The 13,971-nt window shown below is 66.9% G+C and carries 16 protein-coding genes; 9 read left to right on the top strand and 7 right to left on the bottom strand.

The annotated features are described in order from the left end of the window. Nucleotides 1–27: 27 nt before the first annotated feature. The gene (locus ABNQ38_RS17290; protein ID WP_377809466.1) at nucleotides 28–915 is read right to left on the bottom strand and encodes a transcriptional regulator GcvA; all 888 of its coding nucleotides are present in this window, start codon (nucleotides 913–915) and stop codon (nucleotides 28–30) included. Nucleotides 916–1,088: 173 nt separating this feature from the next. On the opposite strand from ABNQ38_RS17290, the gene ABNQ38_RS17285 reads away from it, so the two are divergent. The 6 genes from ABNQ38_RS17285 (at nucleotide 1,089) to ABNQ38_RS17260 (ending at nucleotide 5,577) form a co-directional block, all read left to right on the top strand. After that, nucleotides 1,089–1,328, top strand: coding sequence for a DUF1127 domain-containing protein (locus tag ABNQ38_RS17285; RefSeq protein WP_377809465.1), 240 nt, complete (start codon nucleotides 1,089–1,091; stop codon nucleotides 1,326–1,328). Between the two features lie 3 nt (nucleotides 1,329–1,331). Then, a complete protein-coding gene (locus ABNQ38_RS17280; RefSeq protein ID WP_377809464.1) occupies nucleotides 1,332–1,781 on the top strand; it encodes a GFA family protein in 450 nt (149 codons plus the stop codon). Next, nucleotides 1,778–2,191 carry a GFA family protein gene (locus ABNQ38_RS17275; RefSeq protein ID WP_377809463.1) on the top strand — a complete coding sequence of 138 codons (414 nt, stop codon included), beginning with the start codon at nucleotides 1,778–1,780 and terminating at the stop codon, nucleotides 2,189–2,191. Before ABNQ38_RS17280 ends, ABNQ38_RS17275 begins: the two co-directional genes overlap by 4 nt. Nucleotides 2,192–2,397: 206 nt before the next feature. After that, nucleotides 2,398–2,745, top strand: coding sequence for a cupredoxin domain-containing protein (locus ABNQ38_RS17270; RefSeq protein ID WP_377809462.1), 348 nt, complete (start codon nucleotides 2,398–2,400; stop codon nucleotides 2,743–2,745). 75 nt (nucleotides 2,746–2,820) lie between these two features. Next, nucleotides 2,821–3,663 (top strand): FTR1 family protein, encoded by an 843-nt coding sequence (locus ABNQ38_RS17265; RefSeq protein WP_377809461.1) that lies wholly within the window; start codon nucleotides 2,821–2,823, stop codon nucleotides 3,661–3,663. 102 nt (nucleotides 3,664–3,765) lie between these two features. After that, nucleotides 3,766–5,577 (top strand): monovalent cation:proton antiporter-2 (CPA2) family protein, encoded by a 1,812-nt coding sequence (locus tag ABNQ38_RS17260; protein ID WP_377809460.1) that lies wholly within the window; start codon nucleotides 3,766–3,768, stop codon nucleotides 5,575–5,577. 98 nt (nucleotides 5,578–5,675) lie between these two features. Here the strand turns inward: ABNQ38_RS17260 and ABNQ38_RS17255 are convergent, their stop codons facing one another. Genes ABNQ38_RS17255 through ABNQ38_RS17245 form a run of 3 tightly spaced genes read right to left on the bottom strand, consistent with a single transcriptional unit; the run spans nucleotide 5,676 to nucleotide 8,403 of the window. Next, the gene (locus tag ABNQ38_RS17255) at nucleotides 5,676–6,473 is read right to left on the bottom strand and encodes an ABC transporter ATP-binding protein (RefSeq protein ID WP_376959183.1); all 798 of its coding nucleotides are present in this window, start codon (nucleotides 6,471–6,473) and stop codon (nucleotides 5,676–5,678) included. Next, complete coding sequence (locus ABNQ38_RS17250) at nucleotides 6,470–7,366, bottom strand: ABC transporter permease (RefSeq protein WP_377809459.1); 897 nt, start codon at nucleotides 7,364–7,366, stop codon at nucleotides 6,470–6,472. The genes ABNQ38_RS17255 and ABNQ38_RS17250 overlap by 4 nt, the downstream gene beginning before the upstream one ends. A gap of 56 nt (nucleotides 7,367–7,422) precedes the next feature. Then, nucleotides 7,423–8,403 (bottom strand): ABC transporter substrate-binding protein, encoded by a 981-nt coding sequence (locus ABNQ38_RS17245; RefSeq protein WP_377809458.1) that lies wholly within the window; start codon nucleotides 8,401–8,403, stop codon nucleotides 7,423–7,425. Nucleotides 8,404–8,578: 175 nt separating this feature from the next. On the opposite strand from ABNQ38_RS17245, the gene ABNQ38_RS17240 reads away from it, so the two are divergent. After that, complete coding sequence (locus ABNQ38_RS17240; protein ID WP_098739913.1) at nucleotides 8,579–8,959, top strand: DUF983 domain-containing protein; 381 nt, start codon at nucleotides 8,579–8,581, stop codon at nucleotides 8,957–8,959. 86 nt (nucleotides 8,960–9,045) lie between these two features. Here ABNQ38_RS17240 and ABNQ38_RS17235 read toward each other — a convergent pair whose 3' ends face one another. The 3 genes from ABNQ38_RS17235 to ABNQ38_RS17225 all read right to left on the bottom strand — a co-directional run bounded on the left by ABNQ38_RS17235 (nucleotide 9,046) and on the right by ABNQ38_RS17225 (nucleotide 10,649). Next, a complete protein-coding gene (locus ABNQ38_RS17235) occupies nucleotides 9,046–9,213 on the bottom strand; it encodes an RSP_7527 family protein (RefSeq protein WP_377809457.1) in 168 nt (55 codons plus the stop codon). 219 nt (nucleotides 9,214–9,432) lie between these two features. Next, nucleotides 9,433–9,795: a hypothetical protein gene (locus ABNQ38_RS17230; RefSeq protein WP_377809456.1), complete on the bottom strand. Its 363-nt coding sequence runs from the start codon at nucleotides 9,793–9,795 to the stop codon at nucleotides 9,433–9,435. A 38-nt stretch (nucleotides 9,796–9,833) separates the two neighbouring features. Further along, entirely contained in the window at nucleotides 9,834–10,649 is an 816-nt protein-coding gene (locus ABNQ38_RS17225; protein WP_377809455.1) for a hypothetical protein, read from the bottom strand. A 97-nt stretch (nucleotides 10,650–10,746) separates the two neighbouring features. On the opposite strand from ABNQ38_RS17225, the gene ABNQ38_RS17220 reads away from it, so the two are divergent. After that, entirely contained in the window at nucleotides 10,747–11,517 is a 771-nt protein-coding gene (locus ABNQ38_RS17220; RefSeq protein ID WP_377809454.1) for an SDR family oxidoreductase, read from the top strand. 357 nt (nucleotides 11,518–11,874) lie between these two features. Continuing rightward, the gene (uvrC, locus tag ABNQ38_RS17215) at nucleotides 11,875–13,941 is read left to right on the top strand and encodes an excinuclease ABC subunit UvrC (protein WP_377809453.1); all 2,067 of its coding nucleotides are present in this window, start codon (nucleotides 11,875–11,877) and stop codon (nucleotides 13,939–13,941) included. The last annotated feature ends 30 nt before the right edge of the window (nucleotides 13,942–13,971 follow it).

Raw genomic sequence — 13,971 nt, 5'->3', positions numbered from 1 at the left:
CCCGCAAGCCGCTCCATGCGAAGGGTTTCACACCGCTCCCGCCTCTTCGAACAACCAGTCGTAGAAGGCCTTCACCTTGGGCCGGGAAAAGTAATGCTGCGGTGCCACGACGTAATAGGCGAGGCTTCCCGGCAGCCGCACATCGAACAGGCGGACCAGCCGCCCAGCGGCGATGTCGTCGGCTACCAGCACGCCGCGGGCGAGCGCAATGCCGTGGCCATTGATCGCCGCCTGAAGGGTGAAGGACGAATCGTCGAACCGCAGGCCGCGTTCGGTGTCCACCCCCTCGATCCCCGCCACCCGGCACCACACCGCCCAGGAAATGTTGTAGTCGTCGTGCAGCAGCGTGTGGTGCCGCAGATCCTCCGGATTCACCAGCGGCCGCTTGCCGGATAACAGAGACGGATGGCCGACCGGGAAGATGTCCTCGGTCAACAGCCGCTCCACCCGCAGATCCGGCCACAGCCCGTTGCCGAAGCGGATCGCCAGATCGACGTCGTGACGGGCGAAATCGACCACCTGCGCCGTGCTGTGGACCCGCACATCCATTTCGGGATGACGCTTTTGGAAGCGGACCAGCCGCGGCACCAGCCATTTGGACGCGAAGCTGGGCATGGTGGAGATGGTCAGCGTGCCGCTGCTGTCGGCGCGGATCAGCCGGTCGGTCGCCTGGGACAGCGTGTCCATCGCCTCGCGCACCGGCGGCAGATAGTTCTGCCCGGCCTCGGTCAGCGCCAGCGCCCGGTTCATTCGGCGAAACAGCGGTAATCCGAGCCACTCCTCCAGCGCCTTGATCTGGTGGCTGACGGCGGCCTGCGTCACATGCAGTTCCTCGGCGGCTTTTGTGAAGGAAAGATGGCGGGCGGCGGCTTCGAAGGCGCGCAGCGCGTTCAGCGGGGGCAGGCGGCGGGACATGGGGCGGTTCTGGACCGGAGGTGGATTCGGATTAGCAAAGCTAATCGATTCTATGAGAAAGCGTCGTTTGTCAGCAAGCCTTCCGTGCCCCATCCTCAGTTTCACAAGCGATCACACTGAACGGAGCGGCGAGGCTGAGGCCCCGCTCCCCATCCAGCGAAGGAAATCGGATCATGGCAAAGGGAACGCAGTCGCAGTTTTCCGCCGCAGAGCTGTTCGTCCGCAAGCCGGTGCAAGCCAACCCCGGTCTGGGCGAGCGCGTGGTGTCGCTGTTCGACCGCCTCGCCACCTGGAACGAGCGCCGCCGGCAGCGCCGGGCGCTGGAGGCCTTGCCCGATCACCTGCTGTCGGACATCGGCATTTCCCGTGCCGACGCCGACCATGAGGCCGAGAAGCCGTTCTGGCGGGGTTGAGCGATGACCGACTCGACGGCAGGGGGAGAGCGGGTCTGGACCGGCGGTTGCCTGTGCGGCGGCGTGCGCTATGCCATCGACACGCACCCGGAGCCGATCTCCTTCTGCCACTGTTCACAGTGCAGGCGCCAGCATAGCCATGTCGGCGCCTACACCGGTCTGCCGCGTGCGGCGTTGCGTCTGCTGAACGACGCCACGCTGACATGGTATGGCTCTTCCGACCGGGCGCGGCGCGGCTTCTGTGCGCGTTGCGGTGCCGGGCTGTTCTGGGAGGCGCTCGACCAGGGCGATGCCGAGGATGGACCACGCATCACCGTGACCGCCGGCAGCCTGGACGATGCGTCGGGGCTCCGGGTCGAGCGCCACATCTTCGTCGACCACAAGGGCGCCTATTACGACATCGGCGACGACGGCGTCGAACGCCGGGCCAGCACGGGAGAGACGGTGGAATGAGCGAACAGGGCAGGGCACTTTCCGGGGGCTGCCTGTGCGGCGGCGTGCGTTTTCTGCTGGCCGAGCGGCCGGACGGGGTGGTGACCTGCCATTGCGGCCAGTGTCGCCGTTTCCATGGTCATATCGGCGCCTACATCACCGTGCCGCGCGACACCGTCACCTTCGATGCAGATGCGACCCTGTCCTGGTATCGCTCCTCCGACATCGCGGAGCGCGGCTTCTGCGGCCGGTGCGGATCGTCGCTGTTCTGGAAGGGCGACGGCAAAAGCGAGATCGAGATCGCCGCCGGCAGCCTGGATCAGCCGACCGGTTTGACGACGCTCCGCCATGGCTATGTCGCCGGCAAAGCCGATTATTACGAGATCACCGACGGGCTGGAGCAGTTTCCGGGTTCGTCGGAACCGGAATAGACGGGCCGGGATTTCAGGCACGGAAAGTTGCCGAGGAAAGTTGGTAAGGACATTTGTTTGTGGACGGCCGCATTCCTGCCGGGTGCGCGTTTCCGTCGCAGGTGTGTTGCGGAGCCTGCAGGTGCCTTTTCATTTGACCCTGAGTGGCTGGGGTGAGAATGATTTTCAGAAGCAAAAGGCCCACCAGCCCCTGAGGTTTTCCGCGAATGCGCCGTGTTTCCCTGCTGTCTGCAGCCTGCGCCATCGCCATTTCCGGCGCGGCTTTCCTGAGCGTCGCTCCGGTCCGGGCCGACGATGCGATCACCATCGTCATCAAGGACCACAAGTTCGAACCGGCCGAGGTCAAGGTGCCTGCCAACAAGCGGGTGACCCTGCTGGTCGACAACCAGGACGCCACGTCGGAAGAGTTCGAAAGCGGCGAGATGAAGGTCGAGAAGATCGTCGGCGGGCGCAAGCAGATCAAGGTCATGGTCGGTCCGTTGAAGCCGGGGCGCTATCCCTTCTTCGGCGAATTCCACGAGGCGACGGCGCAGGGCGCCGTGATCGCCGAGTGACGCAGTCTTAAGACCGTTCGATGCAGTCTTAGGGCGCAGTCTTAAGCGAGAGACCGCCCCGTATCGGAGACGACTATGCTCGCCAGTCTGATCATCGTCTTTCGCGAGGTCCTCGAAGCGGGCCTTATCGTCGGCATCGTGCTGGCCGCCACCCAGGGGGTGGCCGGGCGCGGCCGGTGGATCGCTCTCGGCATCGTCGGCGGCATCGTCGGGTCCTGCGTCGTCGCCGCCTTCGCCGACGGCATCAGCTCGCTGTTCGCCGACACCGGGCAGGAGCTTTTCAACGCCACCGTCCTGCTGATCGCCGTCGTCATGCTGGCCTGGCACAATGCCTGGATGGCACAGCATGGCCGCGAGCTGGCGCGCGACATGAAGGCGGTCGGCCATGCGGTACAGAGCGGCGAGAAGTCGCTGGCGGCTCTGGCCATTGTCATTGGCGTCGCCGTTCTCCGCGAAGGGTCCGAGGTCGTGCTGTTCCTGACCGGCATCCTGGCGTCGGAAGAGGGCGGCATCGCCACCGTGGCCGCCGGCGGGCTGGGCGGTATGGCGCTGGGCGCGCTGGTCTCCGTCCTTCTCTATGTCGGGCTGTTGCAGATCCCGACGCGTCACTTGTTCGCCACCACCACCTGGCTGCTGACGCTGCTGGCCGCCGGCATGGCCGCCACCGCGGTCAATTTTCTGGCGCAGGGCGGCATGCTGAATGCGGGCGGGACGGTGCTGTGGGACAGCTCGGGCATTCTGCGCGACAACAGCCTGATCGGGCAGGCGCTGCATGTTCTGGTCGGCTACACCGACCGTCCGACCGAGGCGCAGCTGATCGCCTACGTCGGCGTGGTCGTCGGCATCCTGCTGCTGACCCGTTGGGCGGCCGGCAATTCGCCGTCGAACCGGTCGCGGGTTGCGTCCGCAGCGGAATGATCAATAGCATGAAGGTGTAGGGCCGGGCCGACGGTCAAGCGTCTGGCCTTGCCCGTTGAAATCGCGTCATAGTGCCGCTGCGACAGTCGAGCGGCGGGGAATATGGCGGAGCTTGTGACGTTGGTTGTGCTGCTGGCGGCGATGGTGGTCGCCGTGCCGGTGGCAAAGAGATTTGGGTTCGGCGCGCCGCTGGGTTATCTCGCCGCCGGACTGGCGGTGGGGCCTGCGGGCCTTGGGCTGGTGACCAATGTGGGGGCGATTGCCCACGCCTCGGAACTCGGCGTCGTCATGCTGCTGTTCCTGATCGGGCTGGAGTTGCGGCCCGCCCGCCTGTGGGTCATGCGGAAATCGGTGCTGGGGCTTGGCGGTGCGCAGGTCGCCGTCACCGGTGCGGTAATCGCCGGACTGTGCGGTCTGGGGCTGGGGTTGCCCTGGCCGACCTCGGCGGTGCTGGGTTTCGGCTTCGCCCTGTCCTCCACCGCCATGGCGCTGCCGATGATGGCGGAGCGCGGGCTGCTCGCCAACCAGTCGGGGCGCAGCGCCTTTTCCATCCTGCTGTTCCAGGATCTTGCGATCATCCCGGCGGTGGCTCTGCTGCCGCTGCTGGGCAATGGCTCCGTTCCGCATGCCGATGGCGCTTGGCTGGCCGTGGCGAAGGCGGTGGTCGCGGTGGCGCTGGTGTTGATCGGCGGGCGCTATCTGCTGCGGCCGATCTTCAATGCGGTGGACCGTGCCGGCGCACCGGAGATCTTCACCGCCACCACCTTGCTGGTCGTCATCGGCACCGCCGTGCTGATCCAGGAGGCCGGGCTGTCGATGTCGCTGGGCGCCTTCATGGCCGGCGTCCTGCTGTCGGATTCGGAATACCGGCACGAGGTGCAGGCCGACATCGAGCCGTTCGAAGGTTTGCTGCTGGGGCTGTTTTTCGTCTCGGTCGGTATGGGGGCGGATGTGCCCACCCTCTTGGCGCATCCGATCCGCTTTCTTGGTCTCGCCGTGGCGCTGTTGGTGGTGAAGGGGCTGGTGATGCTGGTTCTGGCCCGCGTTGCCGGAGTGCCGTGGGTCGGATCCATGCGGATGGCGACGGTGCTGAGCCAGGGCGGCGAGTTCGGCTTCGTCCTGTTCGGGCTGGCGGTCGGCGGCGGTGCGATGGCGGGGGAGCAGGCGTCGGCGGCCATGCTGGTGGTCACCCTGTCGATGCTGGCAACCCCCTTCCTGTTCGCGGCGGAAGAGCGCTGGTTCGCGCCGCGCCTGATGAGCGGCAAGCCCAAGCGCCCCTTCGACACCCCGCCCGACGAGAATCCGCCCGTCATCATCTGCGGCTTCGGCCGGGTCGGGCAGGTGGTCGGCCGTGTGCTGCGGATGCGTGGCATCGCCTTCACCGCGCTGGAGAGCAGTGCGGCGCAGGTCGACTTCGTCCGCAAGTTCGGCAGCAAGGCCTATTACGGCGACCCGACGCGCGTCGAGCTTCTGCGTGCCGCCGGGGCGGAGAAGGCCAGGGTGCTGGTGGTGGCGCTGGACGACATGGAGCAGTCGCTGCGGGTGGTGGAGATGGCCACGCGCCATTTCCCCAACCTGACCATCTTCGCCCGCGCCCGCAACCGCCGCCATGTCCACCATCTTATGGACCGCGGCGTCACCCACATCGTGCGCGAGACCTTCGACAGCAGCATCCGGCTGACCGGCGACGTGCTGCGCCAGATGGGCATGGCAGAGGGCGAGGTCTCGCGGACGCTCGACACTTTCCGCGCCCATGACGAGCGGACCCTGATCCGCCAGCATGCCGTCCACAATGACGAGACCAAGCTGATCCAGACCTCCCGCGATGCTGCCGCCGAGCTTCAGTCGCTGTTCGAGGCGGACCGCGAGGATGCCGTGCAGGGAGAGGCGGAACCGAGAACCGCCAGCGCCTAGAGTCTGTCCGATGGTTATTGAAGCATCAGACAGACTCTAACCTTTTGGTTTTCCGTGTGATTCACGCTTCAAGCGATTCCGCTTGAACCGATCACACTCTAACCGATCAGCAGGCTGTCGTCGCTGATCTCCGCCCCGCCGCGCTGTCTGGCGAACAGCGCGAGCAGGTGCGGCACGTCCAGCCCGGCGCGCTCCTCCCCCGCCACGTCCAGCACGACGCGGCCTTCGTGCAGCATCAGCGTGCGGTCGCCATAGTCGAGCGCCTGCCGCATCGAATGGGTGACCATCAGCGTGGTCAGGCGGTTGTCGCGGACGATGCGGCGGGTCAGATCCAGCACGAAGTCGGCGGTGGCGGGATCGAGTGCCGCGGTGTGCTCGTCCAGCAGCAGGATCTTGGAACCGGCGAGAGTCGCCATCAGCAGGCTGACCGCTTGGCGCTGGCCGCCGGACAGCAGGCCCATGCGGTCGTGCAGTCGGTTCTCCAACCCCAGCCCCAGCGCCGCGATGCGGTCGCGGAAGCCCTTGCGGCGGTCGCCGCCCAGCGCCGGCGCCAGACCGCGGCGTCGTCCGCGGGCGGCGGCGAGCGCCATGTTTTCCTCGATGGTCAAGGTGGCGCAACTGCCGGCCATCGGATCCTGGAAGACGCGGGCGACCAGACCGGCGCGGCGCGGCGTGTCCCAGCGGGTGACGTCGGTGCCGTCGATGGAGATGCGCCCCTGCTCCGCCAGCACGTCGCCGGCCAGCGAGCCGAGGAAGGTCGATTTTCCGGCGCCGTTGGAGCCGATGACGGTGACGAACTCGCCTTCGGGAATGGTCAGGTCGACGCCGCGCAGCGCATGCTTTTCCAGCGGCGTGCCGCGCCCGAAGGTGACGTGGATGTCTTCGACGACGATCATCGGGCGGCTTTCGTGCTGCGGCTGGCCTTCGCCTTCAGGCGCGGCAGGATCAGGGCGACGGCGACCAGCACCGCGGTCACCAGATTGAGGTCGGAGGCCTGCAGCCCGATGGCGTCGGCCGACAGCGCCAGCTGGACCGCGAGACGATAGAGGATTGAGCCGGCGACGCAGCCGACCAGCGCCAGGGCCAGCGCGCGGGCGGGCAGCACCGTCTCGCCGACGATCACGGCGGCCAGCCCGACGACGATGGTGCCTATGCCGGTGGTGACGTCGGCGAAGCCGTTGGTCTGAGCGAACAGGGCGCCGGCCAGACCGGTCAGGGCGTTCGACAGGGCGATGCCGGCATAGACATGGGCATCGGTGTCGACCCCCTGCGCCCGCGCCATCCGCGCATTGACACCGGTCGCCCGCATCGCCAGCCCGAATTCGCTGCCCAGGAAGCGGGCGAGCAGCAGCACGACCGCCGCGACGATGACGCCGACCACCAGCGGACGGACGATGTGGTCGGGAATCCCCAGCCCATAGAAAGGCGTCAGAACGGTGTCCTGCATCAGCAGAGCGACGTTCGGCCGGCCCATGACCCGCAGGTTGACCGAGAACAGCGCGATCATCGTCAGGATGCTGGCGAGCAGATGCAGGATCTTGAAGCGGACGTTCAGCGTCGCCGTGATCAGCCCGGCCGCAGCACCGGCAAGTGCCGCCGCGAGGCTGGCGAGCCATGGGTTGACCCCGGCGATCAGAAGCACCGCGCAGACGGCCGCCCCCAGCGGAAAGCTTCCGTCCACCGTCAGGTCGGGGAAGTCCAGGATGCGGAAGGACAGATAGACGCCGATGGCGACCAGCGCATAGACGAGGCCGATCTCGATGGCGCCGAAGAGGGCGATTTCAGTCATTGCGGTGCTTTTGAAAGGGCTTGGCGAGGGAGCATGCCGCTCCCCCTGACGATCGCTTACTGCCCGACAACCTTCGTCGCGCGCTTCACCACCGCCTCGGGCAGGGTGACGCCCATGGCGGCGGCGGACTTGGGATTGACGAACAGGTCGGTGCCCTTGGCGAGCGCCACCGGGATGTCGCCCGGCTTCTCGCCCTTCAGGACGCGGGCGACGATGGCGCCGGTCTGCTTGCCGACCTGGAAATAATCGAAGCCGACCGAGGCGACCGTGCCGCGGGCGACGCTGTCGGTGTCGGCGGAGAAGATCGGCAGCTTCGCCTGCTGGCCGACCGCGATCACGCTTTCCAGAGCGGAGACGACGGTGTTGTCGAGCGGGATGTAAACGGCGTCGGCCTTGCCGACGAGGCTGCGCACCGCCTGCTGGGCATCGGACGACTTCGGCACGGAGGCCTCGACCACGCTCAGCCCAGCCTTGGCCGCCTCGTCCTTCAACGCCTTGACCAGCACGATGGAGTTGGGCTCACCGGGGTTGTAGAGCACGCCGATGCGCTTGACCTGCGGCAGGATCTCGCGGATCAGCGCCACATGCTCGCCCACCGGGGCCATATCGGACAGGCCGGTGATGTTGGCGCCGGGCTTGTCCATCGACTTCACCATTTGGGCCGAGATCGGATCGGTCACCGCGGTGAAGACAACGGGGATGTCACGGGTCGCTGCCGCCACCGCCTGTGCCGACGGCGTCGAGATCGGGACGATCACGTCAGGGCGGGAGCCGGCGAACTGGCGGGCGATCTGGGCGGCGGTGGCCGGATTGCCCTGCGCGCTCTGATATTCGACCTTCAAGGTCTGGCCCTGGACGAAGCCGGCGTCCTTCAGCGCCTCCACGATGCCGTCGCGGGTGGCGTCGAGCGCCGGATGCTGGACGATGGCGGTGATGGCGACGGTCTTGCTCTGCGCCATGGCCGAAACCGGCGCGGCGATCGGACCGACGAAGGCGGCGAGTGCCGCCGCGGCGCACAACAGGCGGGTGAAGGACATGGCTTGGGACTCTCCGCAACGCAAAGGTCTTCCCCTAGACCGCGCGGGCGCCGCCGTCAACTCGGCAGCAGGGGCGTCCGGGCCAGGATATGGCGGCATGCCGGCCTTGCCCGCAATCGGGAGTGTGGTTTGCCGGAGAAGAGCCTATATTGTGGGCAACACGGAAGGAGTGGCCATGATCGCAGGGACCGGAACGGCTCCGTCGAAGTTTCTCGCCTCCTTCCGCGGCCTGATCGGCTGCTGCCCCAATTGCGGGCGTGGCCGGCTGCTGCGGAATTTCCTCAAGCCGGTCGACCAGTGTTCGGCCTGCGGCGAGGCCTATGGCCATCTGCGCGCCGACGACGCGCCGCCATGGATGACGATCCTGATCGTCGGCCACATCGTCATTCCCGCCCTGCTGTCGGTCGAGCAGACCTATGAGCCGCCGACCTGGGTGCATCTGACGATCTGGCCGTCGCTGACCCTGCTGCTGACGCTGCTTCTGCTGCCGCGCTGCAAGGGGTTGGTGCTGGGGCTGCTGTGGAGCACCGGCGCGCCGGGGTCGGAGCGTGGCTAAAGCTTCGGCTGACGCTGAAACGGAAAACGGCACCGTGCGGTAAGGCACGGTGCCGCGTCTCATCACATCTTGAACTCTGCTTGCCGTCAGCGTGCGCTCGGCAGGGCGCTGCCGTGGCCGGCGCGGGCGCCAGACAGGCTGGCGCGCAGCTTGCCGAACAGCTCGCGCAGGTACTCGGCGCGCATCTGGCGGGCGGCCAGCATGATTTCGTCGTGGCTGCGGGGATCGCGGACTTCGTTGAAAGACGTGTTCATGGCTCTGGGAATCTCCACGTGAGGTGAGAGACGTCCACTCCCTTTGGCATTGTTTGCTTTGTGGAGTTCAAGATAGGGCAGAGCCGCTGTCCCATGAAGCGCGGTCCGTGCAACGCCGACCGACGTTTTCCGTATCAGCTTCGTCAATCAACGGAGGTGCGAACTATTGCCGCAGGACACGGTTCGCAGCTGACTGCGGGCAACAGTTCGCACCTCCGGTCATTCGCGGTCGCGTGCGCCGTCCACCGCAACGTTGCGGTCGGAGACGATGCGGTCGTTGGCACGTTCCCCCGCCTGCCCCTGCGGACGGTCGGGCTGGCGCGGCGGCAGCGGGCCGGTACCCAGACCGCCGGCCTCCTCGCTGCCGGGGATGCCGAAATCCTCGTCGGGCTGGTCGATCGGACCGCCGGCACCGGGGCCGATGATGCGCTGGAAGCCTTCGATCTCCTCGTCCACATCCAGATGATCGCGCGTCTCGCGGATATCCAACGGGATGTCGCGCTCGTCGATACCGCCGCTGTCGGTGGGGCCGGTGGCGTTGCCGGCCTTGCGGCTGTCGATGTTGCGGTCATTGGTGGCCATGGCGCTCTCCGGTCTTCTGTGTCGAGGTTCCGCATTCCTCAACAGGGCGGAAGGGCACTTGTCACCGACCGCACGTCGAACCAGCCGCCGACGCTGTGGCGCAGATCGTGCCGCCGGTCCTGTTCCGGTGCCGGGGCGATGTCCCACAGCCAGGACATGTCGGGGGCGGGAAGGGCGAGGCCCCAGGTCGAATCCTCCACCTCGGTCACGGTGCCGCCATGGATCCAGGAGGTGTCCATGTCGGTGAACAAAGCCGCATGTTCGGCGATGGCGGTCAGCCAGCACAGATGGCCGTGGACCATGCGCAGCGCGAAGGCCATCCGGTCCGCCGCCGGGATCTTCGGGGCGCGGCGCTCCACCGCCTCCAGCGGCAGCAGGGGCAACTGGGACAGTAGGTTGCAGGACAAGGCAAAGCGGAAGGGGCTCCCCTCCGGAATCGGCGCGACGAAGCCGGTCGGCAGCGGGCCGCGGCTGTCGAGCGACGCTGCAAGCGGGGCCAGGGCGCCGCTGACGTCCATCTCGACCAGCCGGACGTTGGGCAAGGGGGCGACCCTGCGGCGGACGGCGCGGCTGTGCAGGATGTCGACCAGCACCACCTCGTCGAAGCGGGCCGTCAGCCTTTCAAGCGGGATTTCGATCAGCAGTCCGGAACCGGCGACCAGCGCCCGTCCGCCCGGGGTCGCCCATTCCATCGCCTGTTCGACGAAGCGGTGGCAGGCGGCGACGTGCGGCGCCCACGCCCGTCTTTGCCGCCGGTGGCGGGCGCCCAGCGCCACCATCTCCGAAAGATAGCCGAACCTGCGGGCCAGCGGCGGGCAGGGGGTGGTCAGATATTCGAAGGCTTCGCGCAACATCGCCGGCCAATTCCCTCCCGTCTGTCTCTTCCTGGCGCCTCGCTTTTTGGCCGTCTCACCCCTTGACCCGCGAGAGTGGCAAGGTACCTATGGCGCCATGGTCGAGATCAAGAGGAAAGCGGCTCTCGTCACCGGGGCCGGCAAGCGCATCGGGCGGGCCATCGCGCTCGATCTGGCGGGGCAGGGGTGGGACGTCGCCGTCCATTACCGAAGCTCCCGCGCGGAGGCCGATGCCGTCGTCGCGGAGATCGAGCGGGCGGGCGGACGCGCCATGGCCTTCGCCGCCGATCTGGACCGCGAGGCGGAGGTGAAGACCCTGGTGCCGGCGGTGACGGAGCAGCTCGGTCCGCTGACCCTGCTGGTCAACAACGCGTCCCGGTTCGAACGCGACGAGGTCGCCGACGTGACCCGCGAATCGTGGGACGCGCATATGGAGGCGAACCTGCGGGCTCCCTTTGTGCTGTCGCAGGACTTCGCGTCGCGGTTGCCGGAGGGCGAGAGCGGGCTGATCGTCAACATCATCGACCAGCGCGTCTGGAACCCCACGCCGCACTTCGTATCCTACACCCTGTCGAAAATGGGGCTGTGGGCGCTGACCCGGACGATGGCGTTGGCGCTGGCCCCACGAATCCGCGTCAACGGCATCGGTCCCGGCCCGACCCTGCGCAACGACCGCCAGACGGTGGAGGAATTCGCCGAACAGTGGGACTCGACCCCGCTGCGGCGCGGCACCACGCCGGAGGAGGTCTGCGCCGCCATCCGCTTTCTGATCGCCGCCCCGGCGATGACCGGACAGATGATCGCGCTGGACGGTGGGGAGCATCTGGGATGGGCGCAGCCGGCGCATGGCTTCGTGCCCACCGAATGACGGTGTGTTACAGCGCGTAAACATGGGAAGACGCGCCCGCCCGGCGCCGGACGACAGGCATGACGGAAGCGGGGGCGAGGAAAAGGACCGCGCGTTTTACACAGGTGCCCCACCCGGCGCAAGAGGCGCCTGCGCCGCAGCGACGATTTTGTGTCAGCGCGTCAATTCCCGCCCTTGACTTGACCCTGTCATAGTAAAATCAATGGCTTAGCAAAAATGCTTAAAAAATAGGCAGTGGCATGCGATCCGTTGCGGCGCCTAGCTCCGGACGGGCTACTCCCTCCGTTATCGACAAACTTATCCACAGGTTTCGTGGATATTCTTCCGGAGGGGTGAGTCGATCCACATGCGACCTGTATGTGCCCAACAGTTGACCCGCGGCGGCCGCTCGACGACATTCTGGTCATGTCCGAAACGCATTCCTCAGACCCCCTGGATTCCCCCTCGGCCGACGATGCCGCAGATGGTTTCGCTGAAGATCGCCTGGCTGAAGACGGTTTGACCGATCTGACCGCCCCGACCGACGCAGTGCCGGTGGGGGAAGGTGCTGCCGCGCGCCCGAAGCGGCGTCCGGCCGACATCAACCGGGGTGTCGAGATCATTCGGGAGCATCTGAAGACCCTGCCGCAGACCCCGGGCGTCTATCGCATGCTGGCGGGCGACGGGGCGGTCCTGTATGTCGGCAAGGCGCGCAACCTGAAGCGCCGGGTGACCAACTACACCCAGGTGGGGAAGTTGCCGGTCAGGCTCCAGCGCATGGTCGCGGAGACCGAGACGATGGAGTTCGTCAACACCCACACCGAGGTGGAGGCGCTGCTTCTCGAATCGAACCTGATCAAGAAGCTGATGCCGCGCTACAACGTGTTGTTGCGAGACGACAAGACGTTTCCGCACATCATGATCACAAAGGACCACGACTATCCGCAGCTGACCAAGCACCGCGGTGCCCGTGGGCGCGATGCCGATTATTTCGGTCCCTTCGCCTCGGCCGGAGCGGTGAACCGCACCATCACGGCTCTGCAACGCGCCTTCTTGCTGCGCAACTGCGCCGACACGGTGTTCGCCGCCCGCACCCGGCCCTGCCTGCAATTCCAGATCAAGCGTTGCACGGCGCCCTGCGTCGGCCGGGTCAGCCCGGTGGAGTATCAAGCGCAGGTCGATCAGGCGCGCGCCTTCCTGTCGGGCAAGAGCCGCGACATTCAGACGGAGTTCGCCGACCTGATGATGGCCGCCTCGGACGCGATGGATTTCGAGACGGCGGCGCGCTACCGCGACCGCATCCACGCCCTGACGGCGATCCAGGCCCACCAGGACATCAATGTCGAGGGGGTGGTGGAGGATGCCGACGTCATCGCCGCCTATGCCGAGGGCGGGGTGACCTGCATCCAGGTCTTCTTCTTCCGTGGCGGCCGCAACTACGGCAACCGCGCCTACTTCCCCAGCCACGACAAGGCGGCGGAAACCGACGAGGTTCTCGCCGCCTTCATCGCCCAGTTCTACGAGAACAAGGCGGCGCCGCCGTTGGTTCTGGTCAGCCACGCCCTGCCGGAGCTGGAACTGCTGAGCGAGGCACTGGCGGTCCGTGCCGGGCACAAGGTGGAGTTGGCGGAGCCCAAGCGCGGCGAGAAGCGCCGGATCGTCGAGCATGCGCTGACCAACGCGCGCGAGGCGCATGGGCGCCGGCTGGCCGAAAGCTCCAGCCAGGCGCGGTTGCTCGAAGGGGTGGCCGCCGCCTTCGGGATGGATTCGGCGCCGGAGCGGGTGGAGGTCTACGACAACTCCCACATTCAGGGGGCGCACGCCATCGGCGGGATGATCGTCGCCGGTCCGGAGGGCTTCATCAAGAACGCCTACCGCAAGTTCAACATCCGCACGGAGGGTGCGGCCGGCGACGACTTCGCCATGATGCGCGAGGTGCTGACCCGCCGGTTCGGCCGGGCGGTGAAGGAGGATCCGGAACGCAGCCTGGGAAGCTGGCCCGATCTGGTGCTGATCGACGGCGGCCTGGGACAGCTGAATGTCGCGCTGGAGGTGTTCGCGGAACTGGGCATCGATGACGTGACGCTGGTCGGCATCGCCAAGGGGCCGGACCGCGATGCGGGACGCGAGCATTTCTTCATGGAGAACCGCCCGCCCTTCCAGATGGAGCCGCGCGACCCGGTGCTGTATTTCCTGCAACGGCTGCGCGACGAGGCCCACCGCTTCGCCATCGGCACCCACCGGGCCAAGCGGACCAAGGCCATCGGCAAATCGCCCATCGACGAGATCGCCGGCATCGGTCCCGCCCGCAAAAAGGCCCTGCTGCATCATTTCGGCAGCGGCGGTGCCGTGGCGCGCGCCGGGCTTGCCGATCTGGAGGCGGTGGAAGGGATCAATCGGACCGTTGCGAAAAAGATATACGATCACTTCCATCCCGATGGTTAGAATGCAGGCACACGAATTCAGCCGGCTCTC

This window comes from Azospirillum sp. A29, assembly GCF_042604625.1.
Classification (GTDB): Bacteria; Pseudomonadota; Alphaproteobacteria; order Azospirillales; family Azospirillaceae; genus Azospirillum; species Azospirillum palustre.
This window is presented reverse-complemented; position numbering and strand designations above follow the sequence as displayed.